This window comes from Candidatus Pelagibacter sp. HIMB1505 (assembly GCF_052047915.1).
GTDB classification, from domain to species: Bacteria; Pseudomonadota; Alphaproteobacteria; order Pelagibacterales; family Pelagibacteraceae; genus Pelagibacter; species Pelagibacter communis_A.
This window is the reverse complement of record NZ_JBNAIR010000001.1, coordinates 966,502-991,081: the sequence shown is the minus strand read 5'-3', so window position 1 is coordinate 991,081 and position 24,580 is coordinate 966,502. Positions and strand designations below refer to the sequence as shown.

The 24,580-nt window shown below is 25.9% G+C and carries 27 protein-coding genes and 3 tRNA genes; 7 read left to right on the top strand and 23 right to left on the bottom strand.

All coding sequences use genetic code 11. The annotated features are described in order from the left end of the window. Window positions 1–2: 2 nt before the first annotated feature. Window positions 3–857 (top strand): DMT family transporter, encoded by an 855-nt coding sequence (locus ACTTAU_RS05205; protein WP_438304943.1) that lies wholly within the window; start codon window positions 3–5, stop codon window positions 855–857. A 520-nt stretch (window positions 858–1,377) separates the two neighbouring features. Here the strand turns inward: ACTTAU_RS05205 and ACTTAU_RS05200 are convergent. From ACTTAU_RS05200 to ACTTAU_RS05190, 3 genes are read right to left on the bottom strand one after another with little or no spacing between them, the layout of a single operon-like run. Further along, window positions 1,378–1,656 (bottom strand): methylated-DNA--[protein]-cysteine S-methyltransferase, encoded by a 279-nt coding sequence (locus tag ACTTAU_RS05200; RefSeq protein ID WP_438304944.1) that lies wholly within the window; start codon window positions 1,654–1,656, stop codon window positions 1,378–1,380. After that, window positions 1,637–2,074, bottom strand: coding sequence for an N-acetyltransferase family protein (locus tag ACTTAU_RS05195; protein ID WP_438304946.1), 438 nt, complete (start codon window positions 2,072–2,074; stop codon window positions 1,637–1,639). The genes ACTTAU_RS05200 and ACTTAU_RS05195 overlap by 20 nt, the downstream gene beginning before the upstream one ends. Before the next feature lie 40 nt (window positions 2,075–2,114). Continuing rightward, window positions 2,115–2,342: a DUF6356 family protein gene (locus ACTTAU_RS05190; protein WP_438304948.1), complete on the bottom strand. Its 228-nt coding sequence runs from the start codon at window positions 2,340–2,342 to the stop codon at window positions 2,115–2,117. Window positions 2,343–2,426: 84 nt separating this feature from the next. Here ACTTAU_RS05190 and ACTTAU_RS05185 point away from each other — a divergent pair, with 84 nt between their 5' ends. Then, complete coding sequence (locus ACTTAU_RS05185; RefSeq protein ID WP_438306248.1) at window positions 2,427–3,407, top strand: site-specific integrase; 981 nt, start codon at window positions 2,427–2,429, stop codon at window positions 3,405–3,407. Here ACTTAU_RS05185 and ACTTAU_RS05180 read toward each other — a convergent pair. The 9 genes from ACTTAU_RS05180 to ACTTAU_RS05140 all read right to left on the bottom strand — a co-directional run bounded on the left by ACTTAU_RS05180 (window position 3,397) and on the right by ACTTAU_RS05140 (window position 10,704). Beyond that, window positions 3,397–4,233, bottom strand: coding sequence for a glycosyltransferase family 2 protein (locus ACTTAU_RS05180; protein WP_438304949.1), 837 nt, complete (start codon window positions 4,231–4,233; stop codon window positions 3,397–3,399). The two genes, ACTTAU_RS05185 and ACTTAU_RS05180, sit on opposite strands and share 11 nt — an antisense overlap. Window position 4,234: 1 nt before the next feature. Further along, window positions 4,235–6,343 carry a glycosyltransferase gene (locus ACTTAU_RS05175; protein ID WP_438304950.1) on the bottom strand — a complete coding sequence of 703 codons (2,109 nt, stop codon included), beginning with the start codon at window positions 6,341–6,343 and terminating at the stop codon, window positions 4,235–4,237. Beyond that, window positions 6,315–6,593 carry a GIY-YIG nuclease family protein gene (locus ACTTAU_RS05170; RefSeq protein WP_438304951.1) on the bottom strand — a complete coding sequence of 93 codons (279 nt, stop codon included), beginning with the start codon at window positions 6,591–6,593 and terminating at the stop codon, window positions 6,315–6,317. Before ACTTAU_RS05170 ends, ACTTAU_RS05175 begins: the two co-directional genes overlap by 29 nt. Before the next feature lie 4 nt (window positions 6,594–6,597). Next, a tRNA-Glu gene (locus tag ACTTAU_RS05165) sits at window positions 6,598–6,672 on the bottom strand. Window positions 6,673–6,714: 42 nt separating this feature from the next. Beyond that, window positions 6,715–8,406: a single-stranded-DNA-specific exonuclease RecJ gene (gene recJ, locus ACTTAU_RS05160; protein WP_438304952.1), complete on the bottom strand. Its 1,692-nt coding sequence runs from the start codon at window positions 8,404–8,406 to the stop codon at window positions 6,715–6,717. Beyond that, the gene (glpX, locus tag ACTTAU_RS05155; RefSeq protein WP_438304954.1) at window positions 8,406–9,347 is read right to left on the bottom strand and encodes a class II fructose-bisphosphatase; all 942 of its coding nucleotides are present in this window, start codon (window positions 9,345–9,347) and stop codon (window positions 8,406–8,408) included. Before glpX ends, recJ begins: the two co-directional genes overlap by 1 nt. Further along, complete coding sequence (locus tag ACTTAU_RS05150) at window positions 9,347–10,339, bottom strand: putative transporter (RefSeq protein ID WP_438304956.1); 993 nt, start codon at window positions 10,337–10,339, stop codon at window positions 9,347–9,349. Before ACTTAU_RS05150 ends, glpX begins: the two co-directional genes overlap by 1 nt. A 3-nt stretch (window positions 10,340–10,342) precedes the next feature. After that, entirely contained in the window at window positions 10,343–10,624 is a 282-nt protein-coding gene (locus ACTTAU_RS05145; RefSeq protein ID WP_438304958.1) for an ETC complex I subunit, read from the bottom strand. Between the two features lie 3 nt (window positions 10,625–10,627). Further along, window positions 10,628–10,704: transfer RNA gene (locus ACTTAU_RS05140), tRNA-Pro, on the bottom strand. A gap of 91 nt (window positions 10,705–10,795) precedes the next feature. Here ACTTAU_RS05140 and ACTTAU_RS05135 point away from each other — a divergent pair. The 3 genes from ACTTAU_RS05135 to ACTTAU_RS05125 are packed head-to-tail and all read left to right on the top strand — an operon-like array spanning window position 10,796 to window position 13,016. Continuing rightward, the gene (locus ACTTAU_RS05135; RefSeq protein ID WP_438304960.1) at window positions 10,796–11,290 is read left to right on the top strand and encodes a zinc-ribbon domain-containing protein; all 495 of its coding nucleotides are present in this window, start codon (window positions 10,796–10,798) and stop codon (window positions 11,288–11,290) included. Window positions 11,291–11,292: 2 nt separating this feature from the next. Next, window positions 11,293–12,468 (top strand): Na+/H+ antiporter NhaA, encoded by a 1,176-nt coding sequence (gene nhaA / locus ACTTAU_RS05130; protein WP_438304963.1) that lies wholly within the window; start codon window positions 11,293–11,295, stop codon window positions 12,466–12,468. Further along, window positions 12,465–13,016, top strand: a complete 552-nt coding sequence (locus ACTTAU_RS05125; protein WP_438304966.1) for a glutathione peroxidase — start codon at window positions 12,465–12,467, stop codon at window positions 13,014–13,016. Before nhaA ends, ACTTAU_RS05125 begins: the two co-directional genes overlap by 4 nt. Here ACTTAU_RS05125 and ACTTAU_RS05120 read toward each other — a convergent pair. The 9 genes from ACTTAU_RS05120 to rarD are packed head-to-tail and all read right to left on the bottom strand — an operon-like array spanning window position 13,011 to window position 21,348. Beyond that, entirely contained in the window at window positions 13,011–13,781 is a 771-nt protein-coding gene (locus ACTTAU_RS05120; protein WP_438304968.1) for an MBL fold metallo-hydrolase, read from the bottom strand. The two genes, ACTTAU_RS05125 and ACTTAU_RS05120, sit on opposite strands and share 6 nt — an antisense overlap. Next, window positions 13,781–14,539 carry a TatD family hydrolase gene (locus tag ACTTAU_RS05115; protein WP_438304970.1) on the bottom strand — a complete coding sequence of 253 codons (759 nt, stop codon included), beginning with the start codon at window positions 14,537–14,539 and terminating at the stop codon, window positions 13,781–13,783. Before ACTTAU_RS05115 ends, ACTTAU_RS05120 begins: the two co-directional genes overlap by 1 nt. Further along, window positions 14,532–16,073, bottom strand: coding sequence for a methionine--tRNA ligase (gene metG, locus ACTTAU_RS05110; RefSeq protein WP_438304972.1), 1,542 nt, complete (start codon window positions 16,071–16,073; stop codon window positions 14,532–14,534). The genes ACTTAU_RS05115 and metG overlap by 8 nt, the downstream gene beginning before the upstream one ends. After that, window positions 16,066–16,998 carry an AAA family ATPase gene (locus tag ACTTAU_RS05105; protein WP_438304975.1) on the bottom strand — a complete coding sequence of 311 codons (933 nt, stop codon included), beginning with the start codon at window positions 16,996–16,998 and terminating at the stop codon, window positions 16,066–16,068. Before ACTTAU_RS05105 ends, metG begins: the two co-directional genes overlap by 8 nt. Then, complete coding sequence (gene tmk, locus ACTTAU_RS05100; RefSeq protein ID WP_438304977.1) at window positions 16,995–17,606, bottom strand: dTMP kinase; 612 nt, start codon at window positions 17,604–17,606, stop codon at window positions 16,995–16,997. Before tmk ends, ACTTAU_RS05105 begins: the two co-directional genes overlap by 4 nt. Further along, window positions 17,599–18,750: a D-alanyl-D-alanine carboxypeptidase family protein gene (locus ACTTAU_RS05095; protein ID WP_438304979.1), complete on the bottom strand. Its 1,152-nt coding sequence runs from the start codon at window positions 18,748–18,750 to the stop codon at window positions 17,599–17,601. The genes tmk and ACTTAU_RS05095 overlap by 8 nt, the downstream gene beginning before the upstream one ends. Further along, complete coding sequence (locus tag ACTTAU_RS05090; RefSeq protein ID WP_438304981.1) at window positions 18,743–19,492, bottom strand: hypothetical protein; 750 nt, start codon at window positions 19,490–19,492, stop codon at window positions 18,743–18,745. The genes ACTTAU_RS05095 and ACTTAU_RS05090 overlap by 8 nt, the downstream gene beginning before the upstream one ends. Further along, window positions 19,482–20,483, bottom strand: coding sequence for a lytic murein transglycosylase (locus ACTTAU_RS05085; RefSeq protein WP_438304983.1), 1,002 nt, complete (start codon window positions 20,481–20,483; stop codon window positions 19,482–19,484). The genes ACTTAU_RS05090 and ACTTAU_RS05085 overlap by 11 nt, the downstream gene beginning before the upstream one ends. Beyond that, the gene (gene rarD, locus ACTTAU_RS05080; RefSeq protein ID WP_438304985.1) at window positions 20,470–21,348 is read right to left on the bottom strand and encodes an EamA family transporter RarD; all 879 of its coding nucleotides are present in this window, start codon (window positions 21,346–21,348) and stop codon (window positions 20,470–20,472) included. The genes ACTTAU_RS05085 and rarD overlap by 14 nt, the downstream gene beginning before the upstream one ends. Window positions 21,349–21,431: 83 nt before the next feature. Here rarD and ACTTAU_RS05075 point away from each other — a divergent pair. After that, window positions 21,432–21,521, top strand: a tRNA-Ser gene (locus ACTTAU_RS05075). Here the strand turns inward: ACTTAU_RS05075 and ACTTAU_RS05070 are convergent. After that, entirely contained in the window at window positions 21,522–21,785 is a 264-nt protein-coding gene (locus tag ACTTAU_RS05070; protein WP_085114269.1) for a succinate dehydrogenase assembly factor 2, read from the bottom strand. It lies immediately after the preceding tRNA gene. Between the two features lie 22 nt (window positions 21,786–21,807). On the opposite strand from ACTTAU_RS05070, the gene ACTTAU_RS05065 reads away from it, so the two are divergent. Beyond that, window positions 21,808–23,856, top strand: a complete 2,049-nt coding sequence (locus ACTTAU_RS05065) for an ATP-dependent DNA helicase RecG (RefSeq protein ID WP_438304988.1) — start codon at window positions 21,808–21,810, stop codon at window positions 23,854–23,856. Here ACTTAU_RS05065 and ACTTAU_RS05060 read toward each other — a convergent pair. After that, window positions 23,853–24,503 carry a DUF502 domain-containing protein gene (locus tag ACTTAU_RS05060; RefSeq protein WP_438304990.1) on the bottom strand — a complete coding sequence of 217 codons (651 nt, stop codon included), beginning with the start codon at window positions 24,501–24,503 and terminating at the stop codon, window positions 23,853–23,855. The two genes, ACTTAU_RS05065 and ACTTAU_RS05060, sit on opposite strands and share 4 nt — an antisense overlap. Window positions 24,504–24,580 lie beyond the last annotated feature (77 nt).

The following is a 24,580-nucleotide window of genomic DNA, read 5'->3' as shown; positions in this document are numbered from 1 at the left end:
TGATGAAGGCTATAATTCTGAATGCATCTGCTTGGATGATTGTACCAGTAATGGATGCTTTAGCTAAATTTTTAAGTAACTCAATGAATGTGTTTCAAATAGCCTGGGCGAGATATTTTTTTTCTGCACTTTTTACATTAAGTCTCATGCTTTTTTTTTATAAAAAAACTCTTGTGTGGAGTAAAAACCCTAGATTACAAATAATTAGAGGTTTTGTTTTAGCTTTTTCAACTTTATGTTTTTTTTATGCAATTTCAGTTATCTCTCTTCCAAAAGCTTTAACTTTAGCATTTGTAGCTCCTATTACTTGCACAGCATTTTCCCCAATATTTTTGAATGAAAAAGTTGGAATTAGAAGGTGGTCAGCTGTATTAGTGGGTTTTTTAGGTGCTTTAATTGTAATTAGACCAGGATTTATTGAAGTTAATCTAGCAACATTAGCTGCAGTATGTTGTGGTATTTGTTATGGCTTTTATTTTATAATAACTAGAAAACTTAGCACTTCAGATAATCCTTTATTAACTCTATTATTTACCAGTGTAGTAGGGCTTTTGATAATTTCATTATTTTTACCCTCTGTATGGGTCAAACCTTCATTAAATGAATGGATTATTATGGCTTTAATAGGCCTTATAGCCTCTATAGCTCATCTTTTTCTGATCATTTCACTTAAATATGCAGATGCCTCTAAATTAGCTCCTTTAGGTTATACCGAAATTATAACTAATATCCTTATTAGCTATTATTATTTTAATGAGCTTCCTGATAATTGGACTTATTTAGGTCTTTTTATTATAGTTTTAAGCGGTTTATATATTGCAAAGAGAGAATATTATCTAAATAAGATTAAATATTAGTAATTATTAATTTACTATATATTAAAGTATTACTTTAGATTATATATATAAATAATTGTTATTATTTAATAATTTAATAATATATATATTTTAATATTCAAAAAAAATTATAAAGAAATAGTCTTAAAATGAGTAAAAATTATAATAGAAAAAGAAAAATTTGAGAGTTGGTATCCATAAATAAAAAGATATTTTTAAAAATCATTTAAAATCAATACTTTTTAACGCTTTATATACTATTTTGTTTTAAAAGTAGGATTTTAGAGTGCAAATTATAACTTAAAATATCATAATTAACGCAATTTTAATGATCTTCTAAAAGTGTTGTTATTGTTAAAAACTAGAGCAATGCAGTATTAGAATATGCAGTTTAAACGGCCGTAGAGTACCTAATTTTAAGCAATTCTATATATTTAGTACAACTAAAGGGTGTATAATACTATTTATACTAAAAATGACTAAAATCGCTTAAAAGTGTTTATTTTAGCTGTTAATTTAAGCATTGAGTGCTTTAAAAATTTTATTTAATGAAGACTTTTTCTGATCTTAATAAACGTCTTTTTTGCTGAATCCCACCTTTTCCAGAATATCCACCGAGACTACCATCAGATCTGATTACTCTATGACAGGGTATTTTTGGAGGAAAGGGGTTTTTGCCAACAGCATTAGCAACTGCTCTAAAGGCTTTGGGTTTTCCTATAGCTTTAGCAACTTCTAGGTATGTTTTAACCTTACCTTTAGGGATTTTCATTAAATAATTCCAGACTTTTAGCTGAAATTTAGTTCCTTTTAAGTTCATAAAGTTCAAATCCTGTATTGTTAGCTATTTTATCGTATAATTTTTTTGCATTTTCATTAGAAGAGTGGGTGATCCAGCGAATTCCTTCCCAATTATTATCTTTAGATAGGGATCTTAAATAATTAATTAGCTTTTGAGCTATTTTTTGGCCTCTAAAATCAGGTTCTACAAATAAATCATCTAAAAACCCAATATATTCACCTTTAATTGGTCTTGGCATTGTTCTAAAATGAGCTATTCCTACTATTTTACCTTCTAATTCATAGCAAATACCCTTAATAACATGGTTTTTATCATGTATCCAATCCCATAAAGTATCTAAAATGGATTGATTCATTGGGACTTTGTAAAATTTTGCGTATCCACAATACAATTTTATCCAATTTTCTTTATCTTTTCTCTCTATATTTCTAATCATTTACTTTAATATATATAAATAAATTATTGTTATTATTATATTATCTTGGTTTATTAATAAATTCATAAAGTTCCTTAATTTTGTTACTTGCACTAGTTTGAAATACACCTGGAATTAGACCATGGATTAGTGCCAATAAACTTCCATAGAACATTTTAAAACTAACTTTTAAAGCAACTAACATATGTTCAAAATAATTTTCATTTACCGAACTTAGATGATCTTTAGATTTTTTAATCATTAATTGATTGATTATTTGTATTGACATTAAAAATCTACTAATATATTACTAACGATAATTAATGGTTATCAATAGTAATATAATATTATGACACTAAAAAAACCTTATTCAATGTTCCAAATTAAGCCTAAAGCTAAATCAGAATTAAATATAAATATAAAAAAACTTCAGGAAGAAACACTATTAAATCTGCAAAATTCTAAAGCAAAAAATACGATAAGAGCATATAAGTCAGATTTTAATGATTTCAGTTTGTTTTGTAACAAGAATGGTTTCAATTCTTTTCCAACAAATCCTCAAATAGTCTCATTATATTTAACAAATTTGTCAAAAAACGATCTAAAAATGAGTACTTTAAAACGCAGACTTGTTTCCATTGGCATCGTACATAAGCTTAAAGGCCATTATTTAGATACAAAACATCCTTCAATTATTGAGAATATAATGGGAATTAAAAGAAGAAAAGGAAGCATACAAAGAGGTAAAAAACCTATATTAATCAATAATTTAAAAAACATAATTAATGTAATAGATGATCAAAAAATTGAGGAAATAAAAAAACTAAGAGATAGATCAATAATTCTAATAGGCTTTTCAGGTGGATTTAGAAGAAATGAAATAGTTTCGCTAGATTATGAAGACCTAGATTTCGTCCAAGAAGGATTAAAAATCAACCTTAGAAGATCAAAAACCGATCAATTTGGAGAAGGATCAGCAAAGGGACTACCCTACTTTGAAAATTCTAAATATTGTCCAGTTGTTTCAATCACTGAATGGATTAAAATTTCAAAAATTAATTCTGGAGCATTATTTAGAAGATTTAATAAAGGATCAAAATTATCAGAAAAAAGATTAACAGATCAAACAGTCGCTTTACTTATAAAAGAATATTTGAAATTAGCAGGAATTGAAAACACTAATTATTCAGGACACAGTTTGAGGTCAGGTTTTGCAACTTCTGCAGCAGAAGCCGGAGCAGAAGAAAGAAGTATAATGGCAATGACTGGTCATAAATCAACAGAAATGGTTAGAAGATATATTAAAGAAGCAAATCTATTTAAAAATAATGCTCTTAATAAAATTAAATTGTAAAAAAAAATTTTATTTTACAAGTCATAAGGCCAAAAATATAATTCAAAGATAATTTAGGCTTAGTTAGTGGCCCTTTATATTTTGTCTTTGATTTTAAATAATATTTTTTAAAAAATTTAGTTGTAATACCCCATTTTTTTAAAAAAGTTTTATCACCTCTATTCTGAATAAAATTTTTTTTCTTTCTAGTAGTTAATGAGCCAAAATGGTAGACTTTAAAATCATTTAGTCCTTTGAATATTCTCACACCTTCTTTCCATAATTTCATATTAAAGTCAGGATCAGATGCTATACCAGGATTAAATTCTTCACTAAAGCCACCTACCTTATTCCACATTTTTTTTGAAACTAAATGTGGAGCAAAGTGAGTGCCTTGATGATCGTAAAAATTTATATCCTTATATCTAATTAATAGTTCATCCTCTTTAAAATTACTGAAATTAGTCCCAAAATTACAAACAATATGACCAGAGTAAGGCTCTATCATTGTACCTGACAAATAAAAATTTTCATGATTTAAACTTTTAACCTCATTTGATAAAACTTTATCCCAATCAGGACAAAAATACATATCATCATGACTATATAAAATATATTTATTATTAGATAATTTTGCAGCCTTGTTTATTGAAGAGCATAATCCAATATTATTTTCTGAATGAGTAAATTTATAACCTTCATTTTTAATAAAAGCTAAACTACCATCAGATCCATCATTAATATGAAAGATTAACTCATGATCATATAATGAATTTTTTTTTATACTTTTAACACAAAGTTTTAAATAATTATAATTGTTATATGTTGGAATAATAATGGAGAACATTCTACCAAATAAAATGATATTTACTTTTTCTTTCGAAAGTTTTTGAGATTATATAATCTGAAACTATATTTGAATTAAAATACTTAAAATATTTTTGTTTACCATTCTTAGCTATTTTTCTACCAAATTTTTTGTCTTTTTTAAATTTTGATAATTTTTCACTTAAATCATAAATGTCTTTATAAAATACTATTTCCTTATTTGAAAAAAAATCATTTAAATAGGTTTTTTCATGAATAAAAGTCAAAAGTCCATTTCCAATTAGCTGCGCAATTCTATCACTACTATAGTATCTTATTGGAGCGCCTCTACTTAAATTGATACCCATATAACAATTTGAAATTTTTGAGATAAACTTATCGCCCCAGATGGGTTGAATATTATTCATGCCATATATATCAAATGAAACTTCATTATTAATTTTTATAAGCTTGTTTATGAATTTTTCTCTATCATCGTGCTTACCTTTTTTCAGCAAGCCTCGATGCACACCATGACTCATTGCAAAAAAAACGTCGTAATTACAATTTCTTTGATAATTTGAAAGAATTTCAAAGGATTTATCACAGGGATTTGGCATAAAACTTGAACGACTAATATTAAAACTTAAGGATTTTGGATCAGTAGTTAAAAAAGTTTTATCAATAAAATTGATCTTATCTAAGATTCTTTTCTTATTATTCCTAAAATCTGGCCCATTTTTAGATAAAGGATCAAGAAACCATTGAGCAATTTTAATAGACCTATTTTTTTGTTTAATTATTTCTAGCGTTTGATTGGAGACTTTATCTGCATGTCCTAAAACAATCAACTCAGGTTTAAAATTTTCATATGTTTCTAAAATTTTTTTTTGAAGTAAATTTGAACCATCTAAATCATTAATTTTTTTGTTGTTATGAAGAATATCTCTATCACTAATACTTAAAACATTATGGTCATTCCTTAAGAACCCATTATTTAACCTTCTACCAGTATTGTAATGTAATCTTCCATTAAACCTTTCATTTAAATTGGTTATATGCATTATTTTTAGAGATTTGTTTCTTTTAACAAAAAGATTATTTTCTAAAAAAAGATCTTTTCTATTTATATCAATCAAATTAGAGATAAATTTGTGATCAAATACAAAACTTTTAAAATTTTTTTTTTGTAACCTTCTAAGTAGTTTTGGATTTAATATTAATTTCTTTATTTCATTGTAAATTTCTTCAACACTTAAATCTTTTAGAATTATTGAATTTCTTGAAGTTTCAGGTAATCCCCCTTTATTACTAATAATTACCGCACAGCCTCTGCTAGATGCCTCAAGACTAGTTCTGCCAAATGGCTCATCCCATCTTGAGCAAACGACTGAAATACTAACTTTTTTTAATAATTCCAATATTTTTTCATGTTTGGTGTAACCAGAAACATATAATCGTTTATGTTGAAAATTAATTTTTTCTCTTGGTTCGTCACCAACTACTAATGCTTTCCAATCTGGGAACTCATCTAAAATTTTTAAAACACTTTTTCCAAACAAATCATATCCTTTTGCAGAATTCAATTTTCCAATAAACGAAATAATTTTTTGTTTTTTATTAAAATCTATATTTGTGGATGAAGTTGATTGATAACAAACAGCTGTTTTATGTTTTAATAAAATTTCATTTTCTAAACCAATAAAAAAACGTTCTTGTGACCATTTACTATTAAATAGTATTTTATCAATATGGTTTAATAAAAAAATTCTATCTGATATTTTTTTTGACCCTGTCATTGATAAAGGATCATTATGAAAATATAAAATTTTTCTTTTATTAATACCTTTTAGATATCTTAAATAATTAGGTCTATTATGAATCTCAATTATATCAGAGTTGAAATTTTTCTCTTGTTTTAAAAATTCTTCTACGAAAATTTTACTTGTACTTTTTAATAAACTTTTTTTTAGAGGAATGTTTACATAGCATTTTTTTAAGAAAGTTCTTTTAAATGAAGTATTTCCATAAACTTTTGTTGTTTTAGAATAAACACTATTTTTAGTTATATCTCTGACAAATATAGAAACTGCTCCTGCGTAATTTTCTGAAAAATTTTCTTTATATGGAAGTAAAATTGATATTTTCATTGGCTATATAATCTTTTTTAATCTTTAATCTTAGTTTATAGTTTTTTTTTAGTTTGTATTCTTCTTTTAAAGCTAAAATCTTTGAATTAAATTTTTTATAATAAATTAATTTCCAGTACCTGCCTCTAGTAAATTTAGCTCCTTTCGAGGTGTTATGTAGTCTAATTCTCTTCGTAATATCACTGGTATAGCCAACATATGAGATAAGCTTATTTTTACTTTTTGTTACAATTAAGTAAACATAAAACATAATTTGGCGGTCCCTAGGGGAATCGAACCCCTCTTTCGAGGATGAAAACCACGTGTCCTAACCGATAGACGAAGGGACCAGAAGGCATGTATTTATTGGAAAAAAATCAAATAATCAAGTTTTATATAACTTTAATTAAATCAATAATTTCTAATTCTATAGTATTTTTATTGTTCCATTTGTTCAGTTTAATTCTAGCCACTAAATCAAAAGTATTATCAGAGTTTTGTAATTCATATGAAATAGAAGAATTTATATTATGAAAAGATGATGCTTTTATCATTTTTTTATTTTTCACAACAAAACATGTAAGAAAATTATTCTTTAAATTTTTTGATTTAACAAATTTAACATCTTGTAATAAGAATAACGGATTTGGATTATTATTACCAATTGGACCAAGTAAATTAATAGATTTAATGAAATCTTTATTTATCCCATTAAAAGAAATTTTAGAATCATAACTTAATTTAGAAGAATTTATATTTTCAGAAAAGAAACTATTAATAAAGTTTTTAAAATTATTAATATTTTTTTCTTTCAAACTAAGTCCAGCAGCAAGGTTGTGACCACCACCATTAAGTAATATTTTTTTTTGTACAGCTTTATTAATGTAATTTCCAAGATTAAAATCATTGGTTGATCTTGCTGACCCCTTAACAATTCCTCTTGATTTTGTTAATACAATACATGGTTTATTAAAATAGTCTTTTATCCTTGATGCTATTATGCCAATAATTCCTTCATGTAAAAAAGTATTGTAAATAAAAATTACACTATTTTGTTTTTCTATTTTCTTTATGTCTAAATTATTTAATATGTTTTTTTCTAAAATTTTTCTTTTTTCATTAAGCTTATTTATACTATCAATGATTTTTACTTTAAGTTTATCAGAGTTTGTTGTTAATAATTCTATAATTTGATTTGCATCCTCAAGTCTACCAGCTGAATTTAAAATAGGAGCAATTCTATACCCAAGATCATCTATTTCTAATTTTTTTTTAATTTTTAGAAGCTTAAATATATATTTGATTATAAAATTTTTATTAATGTCAAAACTTTCTATTGTGTTTTTTGCAAAAATTTTATTTAAGCCTCTTATTGGCATCACATCAGCTACAGTAGCTAATAATACAAAAATCTTATAATCTTTCGATGATTTATCAAATTTATAAAATTTGATTAAAAGATCGATAAACCAATAAGTTAAAAATGCAGTACAAAAATAATCAAATTCTTTATAATCTACATCTTTTTTAGGATTGATTAAAACATTACAAGGCGGATATGGTTTTTGTGCATTGTGATGATCTATGATGATCGATTTAATGGACTTTGAGTTTAGATATTTTAAAGCTTCATATGAACTCGATCCACAATCTAAAAAAATAATTAATTCTGGCTTATATTTTTTTAATAATTTTTTTATTAATTTCTCACTAGCTCCATAACCATCTTCAAATCTATTTGGTATGTAATAATCTGGGTGAACATTATTTTTTCTTAAAAAATTTACCATTAGACTAGTTGATACACAACCATCCACGTCATAATCTCCAATTATAAGTATTTTACCTTCATTGATTATTGTATTATTCAATATTTTTATACCAGATAAAAAATCTTTAGTTTTTAAAAAAGGATTATGTAAAGGAATTTTATTTTTGATTAAAAAAATCTCTTCTTTAGTATAATTTCTAGATAAAACTAATTTAGCTTGAATATCATTTAAATCATGATCTATTTTTATTTTTTCAATAATCCTTTTATTAATTGATAATTCTTCCCAGTGTTTACCGGAAACTGATTTCATTAAATTGTATTTGTAGATCGATATATCTTCTTTATACCAAATGACTTATGAGTAATTAAAGTTTCTGATGTAAAACAGTTTTTATCAATCTTTATACCTTGAACCAAATCACCAGAAGTTATTCCTGTAGCACAAAAAATTGAGTCACCTGAAACAATTTCATTTAATTCATATTTTCTATCAAAATCCTCAATTCCCATTTTTTTTGCACGAATTTTATCATTATCTGTCTCGAATATAAATTTACCTTGAAAAAAACACCCAAATGCATCGAGAGCAGATGCAGCTAATACACCTTCTGGACCGCCACCTATACCTAAAAAAATATCAACATTATGATTATCATTAGTTACTAAAAGAGCACCAGAAACATCGCCATCTGTAATTAACTTCAATTTTACATTTAAAGCTTTCAATTCATCAATATGTTTTTTATGTCTCGGTCTATCCAAGATACATGCTGTTAGATTTTCAGGTGTAGTATTTTTATAATCAGCAAGATTCATTATATTTTTTTTTACGGAATTATCTAAATCTACAATACCTTTCTTATTTTCAGAGATAGCTATTTTATCCATATATGTTTCAGGTGCGTTAAATAATTTTGATTTTTCAGCCACCGCTATAACTGATAATGCACCAGGCAAATTATTCGCTGCAAAATTTGTTCCTTCCAAAGGGTCAACGGCGATATCTAATTTTGGACCATTCCCATTACCAAGTTTTTCACCAATATAAAGCATTGGCGCTTCATCAAGTTCACCTTCTCCAATAACAATTTGGCCATTCATATCAATCTTATTTAATTCATTTCTCATTGCATCTACTGCAGCTTTGTCAGCTGCAATTTTATCTTTTTTTCCAACTAGATGATAAGATGCATAAGCTGCCTTCACTGCAACTTTATGAAAAAAATCTAAATATTTTTTATCAATAGCCATTATCTTGCAAATTCAGTTTCAATTTTTAGATTTAATTTTTCCTCAAATTCTCTTAATCTTTTCCAAACAGAAATCAACTCAACTATGGTTGACCAGCTTTTTACCAGATATTGTAAAGAACCCTCGACCCTACCGAATGCTCTTGTAATTTGCTGAACAAATCCAAGTGTAATAGCACCAGTGACAATAGTCGGTGCAAGTGCTAAATATGGGACAATTACCATACCTTGAAAATAACTCCACTTAACAGTATTGAAATATAAATAATGAAAATAGGATTTGAAGTGAATACCTCTAACTCTATCATATAATTGTCCAATGGTTGGAGGAGCAGCTCTTATAGGATCATCTTCACCAAGAACTAATTCTTTTCTATAACCAGCTTCTTCCTTTTGAATATCATATTCAATACCAGGTAATTTAATACCAACAGCAGCAAGAAGTAATGTTCCACCTAATGCAGAAATAATTGCAACCCAAACTAAAGCATGATCTACCTCACCTATCCATGGTAATACATTTATTTGTTTTGATAATGCCCAAAGTATAGGCGTAAAAGCTATTAAAGTCATAATGCTATCAAGCAAACCTGTACCAAGGCCTTCCATTATTCTTGCAAATTTTAAAGTATCTTCTTGAACTCTTTGGGAAGCACCTTCTGTTAGGCGTGCCTTTAGCCATTGCTCATGATAATAATCTGCCATTGATGTTCTCCATCTAAAAACCCAATGACTAGTAAAAAAACCTGTGAAAACTGCAATTATTATCCAAAGTGCAGCAATTTTAGCAAATGAAAAAAGATATCCAATAAATTCTGTTTCGGTAACAGAGTTTGGTGTAGTTAAAGCTTTTTGAAGAGTATCGTAAAACTGCCCAAACCATTCATTTATTTTTACATCAAGTTGAACTTGATACCATGTTGAGACCAAAATAAATAATGAACCAAAAATACTCCATAAAAACCATTTTTTTTGAGTAAAAAATTTAAACATTAATTATCTTAAAAAATTATCTGCGTAAGATTTCTTAACTACTTTTCTTTTTCTTGGTTCTATTATCTCAAAATCTATTTTTTTCTTTTTTGCATAATTAATTGCTAATTCTTTTGATGAAAATTCTAATTTTATCTCCGTGTATGTATCAGATGAACTTTCCCATCCCATTAAAGGATTGTTTGAAGGATCTTTAGTTTCATATTCTAAAATCCATTTATCAGTTTTTCCCGTACCAGATTGCATAGGGTTTTTATTTGGAATATAAATTTTTGCTTTTCTCATAAATGGTCGGAGTGGCAGGATTCGAACCTGCGACCCTCTGGTCCCAAACCAGATGCGCTACCAGGCTGCGCTACACTCCGGAAATTGTACTAATACAGTACTTATTAAATATTGCAAAGTATAAAGATTAGTAAATAAAAGAATTATTTTGATAATATGTTATAAAAATTAATGATTATAGATTGTATCAGTTGTTCAAAAAAATTTGAGGTAAACTCCTCTTTAATTCCAGAAAATGGAAGAACCATACAGTGTGGCTCTTGTAATCATGTATGGTTTTATAAACCACAAATTGATACTCAAAATGATGAAACTATTTCTGATGAAAGTGAAAATCAAAATAAGAGTGAAATTGAAATTTCTTTAAAAAATAAAGAATTAGATGAATCTTATAAAAATCAAACAGAAAAAGGAAAAATTGATACTAATGAAAAATTAATTTCAGATAAACTTAAAGATAAAAATACAACTATAAAATCATCAGGAATTAGCAAGTTCTTATCTTATTTATTGGTATCTATAATTTCATTTATTGCATTAATAATAGTTTTAGATACTTTTAAATCACCCCTTAGTAACACTATTCCAGGCCTTGAAATATTCTTGTATAATTTTTTTGAAACATTAAAAGATTTATATTTATTTATTAAAAATTTATTTATTTAAAAATGATTCAATATATTTCAAAACCCTTTAAATGGTTTTTTAAACTTGAAGCTGCAAGTGGATTAGTTCTTTTAATAGCTGCCATTTTTGCTTTAGTCATAAGTAATAGTGCATTTAGTAATATTTATTTTGAAACGTTGGAAAAATATCTTTTTATAGGAATAAATGACTTAGGATTAAAATTATCAGTCCATCATTGGATAAACGATGCTTTGATGGCAATTTTTTTCTTCTTTGTAACACTTGAAATTAAAAGAGAATTTCTTCAAGGCGAATTATCAAATATCAAACAAGCTTTACTTCCTATTATTGCTGCGGTTGGTGGAATGGTTGTACCAGCTCTATTTTACGTAGTTATTAATTTTGGAAATACAGAAACAATTAATGGATGGGCGATACCTTCCGCAACTGATATTGCTTTTTCTTTAGGAATATTATCTTTACTTGGTTCAAGAGTTCCGATTTCGTTAAAGGTATTTTTAACAGCACTTGCAATAATAGATGATTTAGGTGCAATTTTAATTATAGCGTTCTTTTATTCAGGCGATTTAAGCATACCTTATTTGAGTTTAATATTGATAAGTTATATTTTATTATTAGTCCTTAATAAATTTTCAGTTAAGATCTTTACACCATATTTATTAATAGGATTGTGTATGTGGTTTTTTACTTATAAATCTGGAATACACGCAACTATTGCTGGTGTTTTATTGGCATCAACAATACCTCACAGACTTAAAGAACATGATTTTTCATTATTAGTAAAACTTGAACACGCTATTTCTCCTTATGTAGCATTTATTATTATGCCAATATTTGCTTTTGCTAATGCTGGCGTAAATCTCGAAGGATTATCTTTATCAAGCTTATTAAACCCTGTCCCACTTGGAATTTTAATGGGTCTTTTCTTTGGAAAACAAATTGGTGTATTATTATTCTCTTATGTTTCAGTGAAATTTAAATTTGCTGATATGCCAAATAATTCTAATTGGTTAAGTGTATATGGTGTTTCAATTTTAACTGGAATTGGTTTTACAATGAGTTTATTTGTTGGAAATTTAGCTTTTGTTGAAAATACCCAATATATTGATGGAGTTAAAATTGGTGTTTTGACAGGATCCTTACTCTCTACAGTTTTTGGTTACTTCATATTGTTAATTTCTTCTAAAAATAAATGAACCAATTTAAAGGATTAATTTATACTATAATTTTTATGATTTCATTTTTTAGCACAGTGAATGCGAAATATGACAAACTATTTTTCGATTTTGAAATTAAAGATATAAATGAGAAAACTTTTCCTCTAGAAAATTTAAAAGATAAAACAATTTTACTTGTAAATGTTGCAAGCAACTGTGGTTTCACAAAACAATATTCTGAACTTCAGGAACTATACGATAAGTATAGTGAGAAAGGATTAGTAGTCTTGGGTGTACCCTCAAATCAGTTTGGTGGTCAAGAACCAGGTAGCAACAATGAAATAAAAGATTTTTGTGAAACGAATTTTAATATAACGTTTCCAATGACTGCAAAAATTGATGTTAAGGGAGAAAATGCACATCCTATTTATTTATGGGCAAAAGAAAATTATGGAAATTCTGCTGTCCCAAAATGGAACTTTCATAAAATATTGATAAATAAAAATGGAAAAATTGAAGATACTTACTCATCCTTCACAAAACCAATGTCAAAAAAGTTAATAAATAAGATAGAAGAAATACTATAAAGTTATTGTTAATCCATCATAAGCAGGCATAACATTTTTAGGTAAAGTTCTTTTTAAAAAATTATAATCTAAATCTGAATGTAGATTTGTTAAAATTGCCTTTTTCGGTTTGAATTTATCTATATATTTTAAGGAACTTTCTAGATTTAAGTGGGATGGATGATATCTCAACCATAAACAATCAATTATTAAATATTTTAAATTTCTAAAAAATTTATAATTCTTTTCAGAAATATCACTAATATCACTGATATATGCAATTTTTTTATCAATTATGTAGCAAACACTGTTCACTTTACCATGTTTAACATTAACACCCTTAACTTTTAGTTTCTTTTTACCATCAGAAATAGACAAATTATCATTTAAAGAGTTTAATTTAAGAGTGGCTGGATATTCTTTGCTATTATTAATGAAGCAATATTTAAAGGTGTTGAATAAATATTTTTTAGTTGGATTATCTGCATATACAGGAATAGTTTTTTTGTTTTGGATGTAAAAAACTCTCAAATCATTAATGCCATGTGTTTGATCAGCATGCATATGAGAATATAGAACTTTATCTATTTTTTTAACTTTGTTGTAAATCAATTGTTGTCTTAAATCTGGAGAGGTATCAATTAAAACATTTTCAGATTTAGTTTGTATTAAAGCAGAACATCTTGTCCTGTAATTTTTTTTGTTTTTTGGATCACAATTACCAAAATATCCATCAGATCTTGGTACACCCATTGAACTTCCACACCCTAAAATAGTAAACTTCATTAATTAAAAAGATTATTAAAGTTTGATGTGGTATTTTTTATTAAATCTAAATTTGAAATATTTTTGATATCAGCAAGTTTTTGAGCTGTATATTTTACATAAGATGGCTCATTTTGTTTACCTCTATTTGGGACTGGTGCTAAATATGGACTATCAGTTTCAATAAGTATTCTATCTAATGGAATATGTTTAAATGTATTTTGCAATTCTAAAGAATTCTTAAAAGTTATAATTCCACTAGCAGAAAAATAAGCCCCAAAAGATAGCAAATTTTCTGCAAATTCTTTTGAACCAGTGAAGCAATGCATTAAAATTTTTAAATTCTTATTTTTGTATTTGCTAAAAACTTCTAGTGTGTCTTTTTCTGCATTTCTTGAGTGAACAATTAAGGGAATGTTTAGTTCAAGTGAGGCTTTAATATGCTCTTCAAAACTAGTTATCTGATCATCTTTATCACTATGATTATAATAAAAATCTAACCCAGTCTCACCAATACCAATTATTTTATTATTATTTTTAACTTCTTTGATGATTATATCTGAATTTACTTTATCATTTTTAGCTTCATGAGGATGGATTCCATATGTCCCAAAAATTATATCGTCTTGCTTTACTAAAAGTTTTATTTTTTCAAAACTTTTTATGGTTGTGCAAATTGTAAGCAATTTTTCTATCCCTACTTCTTTAGATCTTTTAATGACATTAACTATATCATCAAAAAGTGGTGAATGATCTAAATGACAATGTGAATCAATCATTTTGTTTCTCAATTTTTTTAAACAAAATATCTATTTTATTAATTGCATCTAATTTAGTTAAATAATTATGATTATCAATTGTTGAAAAATCAATTTGATTTTCATTTATTGAAAAAATTTTTAGAGCATTTAATGATGACTGAGGGATTATTGGATATAACATAAAACTTATTTTTCTAACAATTTCTAATGTTGTAAAAACTATCGTATTCAATCTTTTAATATCACTCTTTTTTTTCCATGGTTCTTGGTCATTAAAATATTTATTTGCTTCAAATAATGAATTGACAATAAACTCAATATAAAAATTTAAGTCTAATTCATCAATTTTTTTTCTAATTAAATTAATATTATCTTTAAATTTATCTAAAATTAATAAGTCATCTTGATTAAATTCAATGTCTTTAGGAATTTTACCTTCACAGTTTTTAATCGCAAAAGCTGTAACTCTTTGACACAAGTTTCCATAATTGTTTGCTAGATCGCTATTTATACAATCCTCCAATCTATCTTGTGAAATATTGCCATCATTTCCGAATGAAACTTCTTTGATTAAATAATATCTTAAAGGGTCTAAGCCATATTGATCAATTATTTCTATTGGATCTAAAATGTTACCTTTTGACTTAGACATTTTTTCTTCACCAGAAAGTATCCAACCATGACCATAAACTTTTTTAGGCAAAGGTATATTTGCAGCTAATAAAAAAGCTGGCCAATATACAGCGTGAAATCTCAATATATCTTTGCCTATCAAATGTACATTTGCAGGCCAATATTTTTTTAAAAGCTCATTATCCATATCAGGGTAGTTTAGTGCGCTGATATAGTTCGTTAATGCATCCAACCAAACATAAATCACATGTTCTTTATTACTAGGTACTGGTATCCCCCAAGAAAAACTTTTTCTACTTACTGATAGATCTTTTAAACCTCCTTTAACAAAACTAATAACTTCATTTCTTCTTGTTTTTGGAGATATAAATTCAGGATTTTTTTCATAGTAATTCAGTAAAGGTTTTTCCCATTTAGAAAGTCTGAAAAAATAAGATTCCTCATCTATCCATTCAACTGGTGATTTAGAAGTTTTAGATAATTTTTTACCATCAATTTCTTCAATTTCATCATCTGTATAGAATGCTTCATCAGATACAGAATACCATCCTGAATATTTTGACAAATATATATCGTTATTTTTTTCCAATTCTTTCCATAAACTTTGGACAGATTTTTTGTGACGATCTTCAGTAGTTCTAATAAAATCAGTATTTGTTAAATTAAGTGTTTTAGATAAATCTCGAAACGTTTTACTTATCTCATCACAAAATTTAAGAGTTTCTACCCCCTTTTTTTCAGCTGCTCTTTGAATTTTAAGTCCATGTTCATCTGTGCCAGTTAAAAAATTAACATCAAAACCATCAATTTTTTTAAATCTTGCAAAAAAATCAGCAATAATACTTGAATATGCATGACCCATATGAGGTTTTGCAGAAGGGTAATATATTGGTGTTGTGATATAAAAATTTTTAGGCATCTAAAATTTCTTCATTAAACTCCATAAATAAAGATTCTTTATCTAAGTTATAAATTTTTGTATCTGAAATTCTCTTAATAAAATAGCTATACTTTTTATTGATTAATTTAGAAAAAGATTTGTTTAATTTTCTAAAATAAAATTCAATAAAACAATACATCATATTATTGATAAAATTATTCTTTTTATAATGCGCATCTTTAATCAAAATTTTTAGAAAATTTCTTAAATCTATGTTTGATAAATCATACTTATGTTCTAAGGAAAATTGAACTAAATGATAAATTTCACCAGGTGTAAAATAATAATTTATTAATTCATTTGAAATCAAATTATTTATATCATCTTTTAAAAGTTGATTTGAAATTTTCAAATATTCTTGATTTGATAAATTGATCTTAAAATTGATACATCTAGATAATAAAGTTGGTAAAATTTTTTTGTTATTATGTATTAATATAAAATTAATATTCTTATTAGGCTCTTCAAGAACTTTTAGTAATGCATTAATTGAATTGGTATTTAATAATTCAATATTATCAATTAAAACAAATCTTGGTTTTTGATTAAAGGAGGATTTATTTAAATCAATTATAAGGTCTCTGATTTGTTGAATATCAATAGATCTTTTATCTTCATTAACATCAATTGTTATCAAATTTGTATTAGATTTGTTATTTATCGTTTTAAATTCAGAGCTTTCTGTATTTATTTGAAAATTTTCCACATCATAACTTACTTGTTCACCTATTGTTAATACATAGTTTATAAAATGAAATGCTAACGTAGATTTACCGATACCTTTTTGACCACTGAATAAAATCTTGTTTGGAAATTTTTGGTTTTTATAAAACTTTACAAGTTCAGTAAAATATTTTTCTAAGCCATAAAGTTTATATTGATTAATAGGTAGTAAATTACTCATAGTATTTTATCTATTGTTCGTAATATAATTTTCTTATTATAATCAATACTATAATTCGAATTAACAATGCTATACTTTTTTTTATTTTTATTTGCCAAAGTTATAAAACCTCTCTGAACTTTTTGATAAAAACTAGTCTTAAATTTATCGTATCTATTAAGTGATTTTCTAATTTTTAATCTCTTAATCATATTGTTTTTATTAACAATATTTAAAAATGTATAATCAACTTTAAATTTTTTTAAGATAAAATTATTGATAGTGTTTATTAATTTTATATCAACGCCAAAGCCATAATGTTGATATGCAATTGTAGAGTCAGTAAATCGATCAATCAAAATTACTTTTTTTTTATAACTTTTTTTTAATTGTTCAATATTTTCACTTCTGGAAGCAAGATAAAGCAATAAATCTGTTATCTTATTAAAATTAGACTTTTTATTTAAAATTAGTTTTCTAATTTTTTCAGCGTTCGTAGAACCACCAGGTTCGCGTATTTTTATAAAATCTATATTTTTTTTTTTAAGATATCTTGCTACATTAGAAATATGGAAGCTTTTACCACTACCTTCTATACCTTCAAAAACTATTACAGGATATCTAGACATCACCCCAGATTAAATAGTTCAAAGACTTTATTAATCTAGTAAAGATATTTACTCTCTCTATGTCTTTAGCGGCCAAAAGTTCATATTCACCTATTAACTCTTCATCATAAACAACTCTGAATTTTCCCAATATATCGTTTTTTTTAATTGGCGCTTCAACAGGTCCTTCATACTTTAAAGAAACTTTTAATAATCTTTTTTTAGCCTTCTTGATTGTTTTATAAATATTTTCATTAACATAAACTTCAACTTGATCTTCTTTTCCGAGCCATACATTAATTTTATCAATTGGTTTATTTGCATTATTTATTTCGACAACATCAAAATTAGTTAATCCATAAGTTAAAAGTTTAGAGCTTTCTCTAGATCTTGAGTTTTTAGTTTCAAATCCACTGCCAACAGCAATTAATCTTCTTCCATTTCTTATTAATGACGAAGCTAAAGAATATTTTTCAACAGCTAAATATCCAGTTTTGATACCATCAGCACCAATATTTTTATATAATAGAGGATTACGATTTCCTTGTGTTATAGGATCGCCCCCTGTTCTATCCCATGTAAATTCTTTAATTGAAAACCATTCATAAAAATCTGGATGTTTTTGTATTAAATATCTGGACATTTTTAATATATCTCTAACAGTTGAATAATTGTTAGGATCATTAATACCTGATGAATTTGCAAAATTAGTATTATCCATACCTAATTCTTTCGCCTTAGCTGTCATTAAAATTGCAAATTCTTCTTCTGTTCCAGCAATACCTTCAGCAAGTGCTATACAGGCATCATTACCTGATGCTGTTATTATACCATGAAGTAAATCTTCAACTGAAACCTCATCACCAACCATGATAAACATCGATGAATATCCTGCAGTTGAAAGTCTCCAAGCTTTTTCAGATACAATAAATTTGTCATCTAAACTTAAGTCTCCAGATTTAATTAAATCAAATGCAATTATGGAAGTCATAATTTTAGTCATGGATGCCGGATAGATTTGAATATCTGGTTCTTTTTCATATAAAATTTCACCAGATAAAAAATCTTGAAGAATGGCAGTACGAGCTTTAATTTCAATATTTGAATTTGAAATAGAAATTAAAAAAATAAAAGATAAAAGATTAATAATAATTATTCTAAACATTTTTAAGTATTTCTAAATTTTCAAAATTAAGTGAGTTCATTTGTTCAAAAGATTCTTGTAGAGATTTTATATCATTAAAAGGACCTAATAATACCCTGAAATTATTTTTTGATAATTCAACAAGTTTGATATTTTTAATGGTTGTTTCTGATTTAATTCGATCAATCATTAAAAAGGCACTTTTTTTATAGTAGAAATCGGCAACTTTTATTGAATAGGATATCTTTTGATCAGATTTATTTATCTTTATATTTTCTTTACTCTCATTGAGACTGCTAATTTTAATTCCATCAATAGGTGCTTTTTCTGCAACTTTTTTTTCTTCATCAAATGTTTTTGCTTTATTAGCTATAAATGTTGAATCTTTTGAAATTAGAACAATTTCTATATAAGGTTCTATTGGATTAATTTCCAGATCTTCAGCAATTCTTTCGCTAATTACCGAATTATAAAAATTAGAAAATTTTACATTATTTGATTTAATTTTAGCTATCAAAGATTTTCCATTTAAAGGATTTGTAATTTTTACTTGTGATTTTTTTTTTAAAGATTTGTGAAAAATTTCCAAAGATCTTTGATCAAGTTTTTTTAAATCTAAATTTTCATTATAAATTAATGCAAATCCAGTGTTTCTATATTTAATCTCAGGTTTGAAATTTACTTTTTTTGATTTTCCGCTGTATTGTTCGCAGCCAGATATAAATACAAGAATAAATAAAAAAAATATATATCTAAATTTCATCTTTAAATTTATCTTTCAATGTGCAGACAGCAAGTGCAAACCTTAATGATCTATTCCATTTTAGAATAACTTCATAATTATCAAAAACTATATAAGCTGGATTTAAAGTTTCCGCACCTGGTATGATATCTTTATCAGGAGTTATAATGGCTGTGTTAACATTATCATCTACATCATTCAATTTAAATGAATCTTTTATATATTTTTTAAAAAAACCTAATTTCTTTTTGTTATGAAGTTTTTTTGCAGAAATATTTAAATATTTTTTTGGAATATTATTTTTTAATTCAATTCTATAAAAACATGGTTCATTTTTTTTCCACCCTATTTGATTAAGATAGTTAGCAGCAGATGGATAAGCATCCTTATTATCTTTTAAGTTAATCATTTCATCTTTATTATAATCAATCGCATAATTAGTTATTGTACTTGGCATGAATTGAAAAAAACCAAAAGCACCAGCCCAAGATCCATATAGTGTTTGATAATCAATTTTCTTATTTTCTATTAATTTCAATAAAGTTATTAATTCTTTAGTAAAAAATTCAGATCGTCGTTGGTCATAACTTAAAGTTGCCAAAGACGAAATAATATCCATTTTTCCAACATAGGTTCCAAAGTTTGTTTCAATACCCATTAATGCTAGTAATAACTCTTTTTCAATATCAAACTCCGCCTCAACTAAATCAATAATATCTTTATTATCTTTATAAAAGTTTTTACCTTTTGTTTGTTTTTGTTTTGAGGTTCTTTTTCCAATATATGTTTTCGTATCTTCATAGAATTCAGGTTGGAACCGGTCATACTCAATTACTTTTGGTAAGTATTTGACATTGGACATCACCATATTAAATGTGTTTTCAGATATATTATTTTTTAAGGCTATTTTTTTAAAATTAAGCTTCCATTTATTGAAGTCATTAACATCATATGAAAAAGAATATTTAGTAAATATTAGTAAAAAAATAATTGAAAACTTAATTAGTTTCATAAAGATCTTTTAAATATATTATTACTGCAATCCAAATTAAAATAAAACTAACAAATTTTATTGTGGAAAATGGCTCACCATAATAAAAATAACCCAATAAGAACTGCAAGGTAGGTGTAATATAAAAAATCATACCTGCTGGACCTAAACCACTTAACTCAACACCTCGCACATACAAAAAAAGTGGAATCACTGTCATTGGACCAGCCAACATAATAAATAAAGATAATGGAATATTATTTGTAGAAAAATCATTTAACCCTTTTTGATAAACAAAATAAAAAGTAACTAAAGCAAATGGTAAAATAAACAGGCTTTCTATTAAAAGACCAATATCAGTATCAACATTTATTTTTTTTCGTATTAAGTTATAAAATCCCCAACTTAAACCAACAACTATTCCAACCCATGGTAATGACTTAATACTTAGAAATAATAGAATGATAATAGATAGTATGACTAATGAAATCGAAAATATTCTTTTCTTATTTAATTTTTCTTTAAAAAATATGTAGCCTAAAAAAACACTTAAAATAGGCATAATGAAATATCCAAAACTTGCATCGATTATTCGATCAGTTGCAACTGCATAAATCCAAACAGCCCAATTAATAAAAATTAATAATCCAGAAAAAAATAATCCAAAAAGAAATTTCTTATTTCTGATTGTAGAGATAAAAATTTTCCATTTAGAAAAAAAAAATGTAGTAATAATTAATGTAAAGGCTGTCCATACACATCGATGAATAATGACTTCTACAAATCCTATAAATTCTAGATATTTAAAATAAATAACCCCAATAAATCCCCACCAAAAAGAACCTAATGAGGTCAATAAAAGTCCTTTATTAAATTCTTGATTCATATTTTGGTGTTTGAGGCTATAGTCAGTTTATTAGACTATTTTATAGTTGAATTAAATAATTATAATTATAAAAACTAGCTCACGGAGAGATGGCTGAGTGGTTGAAAGCACCGGTCTTGAAAACCGGCAAAGGGGCAACTCTTTCCTGGGTTCGAATCCCAGTCTCTCCGCCATCACTTTTTATAAATGTGATTTTTATATAATTTAATCATTTCTTCGTTTGCGTGATCTATTTTTTCTAATTGGTTATTATAAAATTTATATAAAGTGTCATCGTCTATTGATAAGAATTTCTCTAATTCATTAAGTTTATCTAAATCAAAATTATCAATATGAGTTTTTACAAAACTACCAATTAATTTATCCATTTCTTTGGTACCTCTGTACTGGGATCTGTAAATTAATCTTTTTTTTAAGTTTTCTATATCGTTATTCATTAAAAATTTATAATAATATTAAATGGTCAATAATACATATAATTATTTATTATCAGATCTTAAGAAATTAAAAGGTGTTGGCCAAAAAACCTACAACATACTCAAGAAAAAAAAAATTAATAACATCTTTGATTTATTATGGAGATTGCCAAAATCTTACACAGATCGAAGTAAATCTACCAAAATAAAAGACCTTAAAATAGGCGAAGAACAAACAGTTATATTAACACCTTTAAAATATAATTTCCCCAGAATAAGAAATCTCCCTAATAGAATTTACTGTAAAGATGATACCGGTGAATTAGATTGTGTATTTTTTAATAGTTACGAGGGTTATATTAAAAAAATTTTACCATTAAATAAAGAAGTCACAGTAAGCGGAAAAGTTGGTATTTTTAAAAATAAATATCAAATTACAAATCCAAAATATGTTTCGGAGGATTCAACATTAATTAAAAATAAACATAATAAATATTCCTTAACAGAGGGAATATCTGAAAAAGTTTATAATAAAATTATTAATCAAATTTTGACTAATTTACCTATTTTAGAAGAATGGCATAACAATAAGATACTTGGAAAATTTGACAATATTTCCTGGAACAAAGCAATAATTGAATTACACAAACCTGATAATGTCGGTAAATACAATTCAAATTTTTATAGAAGACTTGCTTATGATGAAATTTTATCAACATTTCTTGCTCATTCTGAAATTAGGCAAAATATTAAAAAGATAAAAAAACAAAAAAAATTTTTTGATATGAATCATCAAAAAAAAATATTAGAAAATCTAGATTTTAAGCTTACTGGTGATCAACAAAAAACATTAAATGAAATAAACAACGACCTTCAATCAGATCAAAAAATGTTTCGTTTGTTACAAGGCGATGTTGGCAGTGGAAAAACAATTGTAGCTTTATGTGCAGCAATAAATACTGTTAATTCTGGTTTTCAAGTCGCAGTTATGGCACCTACCGAAATTCTTGCAAGACAGCATTTTAATTTTGCTAAAAAAATTTTTGATAAAAAGATAAATTTAGAAATCTTATCCAGTAAATCTGAATATAAAGAAAAAAAAATTATTAAAGAAAAATTAGAAAATAATCAAATAAATATAATTTTTGGTACCCATGCTATATTTCAAAAAAAGATAATATTTAAAAAACTTGGACTTATAATAATTGATGAACAACATAAATTTGGTGTTAATCAAAGAAAAAGACTTTCTGATAAAGGTGGTGATAATTGCGATGTACTTTTAATGTCTGCCACGCCAATACCCAGAACATTAACTATGACTATCTATGGGGATATGGATTTATCAATTATAAAAGAAAAACCCAAAGCAAGAAAAGAAGTTAAAACTTATAGTAAATTAGAAACTAAAATTGATGAAATATTGAAATTTATTGAAAAGGAAATTAATAATAATAATCAAATTTTTTGGGTATGTCCCTTAATTGATGAGTCAAAAAAACTTGATCATACTTCTGCTGTTCAAAAATTTGAATTTCTCAAAAAAAAGTTTCCCAATCAAGTATCATTACTTCACGGAAAGACTGAGCCTGGAAAAAAAGAGATTATATTGAAAGATTTTTTAAATCAAAAAACCAAAATTTTAGTTTCAACAACAATTATTGAAGTTGGAATTGATTTTCCAAATGCAAATGTGATCATAATTGAAAATGCAAATAAATTCGGTTTATCACAACTTCATCAGTTAAGAGGTAGAGTTGGTAGAGGAGAAAAACAATCCACCTGTATATTGTTGTTCAAATCATCTTTAACAGAAAATGCCAAAAAAAGGCTTAACATACTAAAATCTTCTACTGATGGATTTGTTATTTCAGAAGAAGATATGAAATTAAGAGGATTTGGTGACATTCTTGGTTTTAAACAAAGTGGGATAAAGATATTTAGATTAGCTGACCCAGTACATAATGAGGATTTATTCAAGTTAGCTGAAATAGAGATTAAAGAAATGGAAAAAGATAATATTTCATTGAATAAATATAGAACTTTAATGAAACTTTATGATCAAGCAGATGTTATTAATGATATTATTTAGTTTTCTTTTACAGTGGTGCCAGCAGAAACAATAAATTTAGAAGCCTCTTCAAAATTCATATCTAAATAAACAACATCTTTTTTTTCAAACATTAATAGAAATCCACTTGTTGGATTTGGTGTTGTGGGAACAAATACATTTATTAAATGTTTTTTTGTTTTTTTTGATATCTCACCTTTATTTTCTTTTGTTGCAAAACCAACCGCCCAAACTCCTTTTCTTGGATATTGAACTAACACTACACTTTTAGATTTGTTCCGATTTTCTTTTAATGAATTAGACATTTGTTTTACTGCAGACCAGAATGTTCCAAGTAAGGGAATTTTTTTAAATAAATAATCAATAATATTTAAAAATTTTTTACCAAGATAAGATAGTGAAATAAATCCAATAAAAGTTATAATAAAAATTGAGCTAATTATTTCCAATCCAGGTATTTGAAATGGTAAATAAGTATTTGGGTTAATATAATTTGGTAAAATTTTTGATGATGTATTAATCAAAAACTTTGATAACCAAATTGTTACTCCAATTGGAATTAAGACTACAATACCTGTAAAAAAATAATTTCTAATTTTTAAAGAAAATATATAAAACCATAGGCCAGCAATTTCTTTTTTTGAAATAGGTTTTTTATTTTTATTCATAAAATCTCAATGATAACTTGAATAAATTACAAATGCTAAACAGACTATAAATAAAAAGATTAAAATTTTATTATTTA

What these genes read in the sequence shown, in the direction of transcription:
- ACTTAU_RS05085 (WP_438304983.1), bottom strand. Translation starts at nt 20,483, where the DNA reads ATGAAACTAATTAAGTTTTCAATTATTTTTTTACTAATATTTACTAAA.
- nhaA (WP_438304963.1), top strand. Translation starts at nt 11,293, where the DNA reads ATGATTCAATATATTTCAAAACCCTTTAAATGGTTTTTTAAACTTGAA.
- ACTTAU_RS05125 (WP_438304966.1), top strand. Translation starts at nt 12,465, where the DNA reads ATGAACCAATTTAAAGGATTAATTTATACTATAATTTTTATGATTTCA.
- ACTTAU_RS05060 (WP_438304990.1), bottom strand. Translation starts at nt 24,503, where the DNA reads ATGAATAAAAATAAAAAACCTATTTCAAAAAAAGAAATTGCTGGCCTA.
- ACTTAU_RS05145 (WP_438304958.1), bottom strand. Translation starts at nt 10,624, where the DNA reads ATGAGAAAAGCAAAAATTTATATTCCAAATAAAAACCCTATGCAATCT.
- tmk (WP_438304977.1), bottom strand. Translation starts at nt 17,606, where the DNA reads ATGTCTAGATATCCTGTAATAGTTTTTGAAGGTATAGAAGGTAGTGGT.
- ACTTAU_RS05065 (WP_438304988.1), top strand. Translation starts at nt 21,808, where the DNA reads ATGGTCAATAATACATATAATTATTTATTATCAGATCTTAAGAAATTA.
- ACTTAU_RS05070 (WP_085114269.1), bottom strand. Translation starts at nt 21,785, where the DNA reads ATGAATAACGATATAGAAAACTTAAAAAAAAGATTAATTTACAGATCC.
- rarD (WP_438304985.1), bottom strand. Translation starts at nt 21,348, where the DNA reads ATGAATCAAGAATTTAATAAAGGACTTTTATTGACCTCATTAGGTTCT.
- ACTTAU_RS05135 (WP_438304960.1), top strand. Translation starts at nt 10,796, where the DNA reads ATGATTATAGATTGTATCAGTTGTTCAAAAAAATTTGAGGTAAACTCC.
- recJ (WP_438304952.1), bottom strand. Translation starts at nt 8,406, where the DNA reads ATGAAATCAGTTTCCGGTAAACACTGGGAAGAATTATCAATTAATAAA.
- glpX (WP_438304954.1), bottom strand. Translation starts at nt 9,347, where the DNA reads ATGGCTATTGATAAAAAATATTTAGATTTTTTTCATAAAGTTGCAGTG.
- ACTTAU_RS05170 (WP_438304951.1), bottom strand. Translation starts at nt 6,593, where the DNA reads ATGTTTTATGTTTACTTAATTGTAACAAAAAGTAAAAATAAGCTTATC.
- ACTTAU_RS05105 (WP_438304975.1), bottom strand. Translation starts at nt 16,998, where the DNA reads ATGAGTAATTTACTACCTATTAATCAATATAAACTTTATGGCTTAGAA.
- metG (WP_438304972.1), bottom strand. Translation starts at nt 16,073, where the DNA reads ATGCCTAAAAATTTTTATATCACAACACCAATATATTACCCTTCTGCA.
- ACTTAU_RS05195 (WP_438304946.1), bottom strand. Translation starts at nt 2,074, where the DNA reads ATGATTAGAAATATAGAGAGAAAAGATAAAGAAAATTGGATAAAATTG.
- ACTTAU_RS05175 (WP_438304950.1), bottom strand. Translation starts at nt 6,343, where the DNA reads ATGAAAATATCAATTTTACTTCCATATAAAGAAAATTTTTCAGAAAAT.
- ACTTAU_RS05185 (WP_438306248.1), top strand. Translation starts at nt 2,427, where the DNA reads ATGTTCCAAATTAAGCCTAAAGCTAAATCAGAATTAAATATAAATATA.
- ACTTAU_RS05120 (WP_438304968.1), bottom strand. Translation starts at nt 13,781, where the DNA reads ATGAAGTTTACTATTTTAGGGTGTGGAAGTTCAATGGGTGTACCAAGA.
- ACTTAU_RS05150 (WP_438304956.1), bottom strand. Translation starts at nt 10,339, where the DNA reads ATGTTTAAATTTTTTACTCAAAAAAAATGGTTTTTATGGAGTATTTTT.
- ACTTAU_RS05205 (WP_438304943.1), top strand. Translation starts at nt 3, where the DNA reads ATGAAGGCTATAATTCTGAATGCATCTGCTTGGATGATTGTACCAGTA.
- ACTTAU_RS05190 (WP_438304948.1), bottom strand. Translation starts at nt 2,342, where the DNA reads ATGTCAATACAAATAATCAATCAATTAATGATTAAAAAATCTAAAGAT.
- ACTTAU_RS05200 (WP_438304944.1), bottom strand. Translation starts at nt 1,656, where the DNA reads ATGAACTTAAAAGGAACTAAATTTCAGCTAAAAGTCTGGAATTATTTA.
- ACTTAU_RS05180 (WP_438304949.1), bottom strand. Translation starts at nt 4,233, where the DNA reads ATGTTCTCCATTATTATTCCAACATATAACAATTATAATTATTTAAAA.
- ACTTAU_RS05090 (WP_438304981.1), bottom strand. Translation starts at nt 19,492, where the DNA reads ATGAAATTTAGATATATATTTTTTTTATTTATTCTTGTATTTATATCT.
- ACTTAU_RS05095 (WP_438304979.1), bottom strand. Translation starts at nt 18,750, where the DNA reads ATGTTTAGAATAATTATTATTAATCTTTTATCTTTTATTTTTTTAATT.
- ACTTAU_RS05115 (WP_438304970.1), bottom strand. Translation starts at nt 14,539, where the DNA reads ATGATTGATTCACATTGTCATTTAGATCATTCACCACTTTTTGATGAT.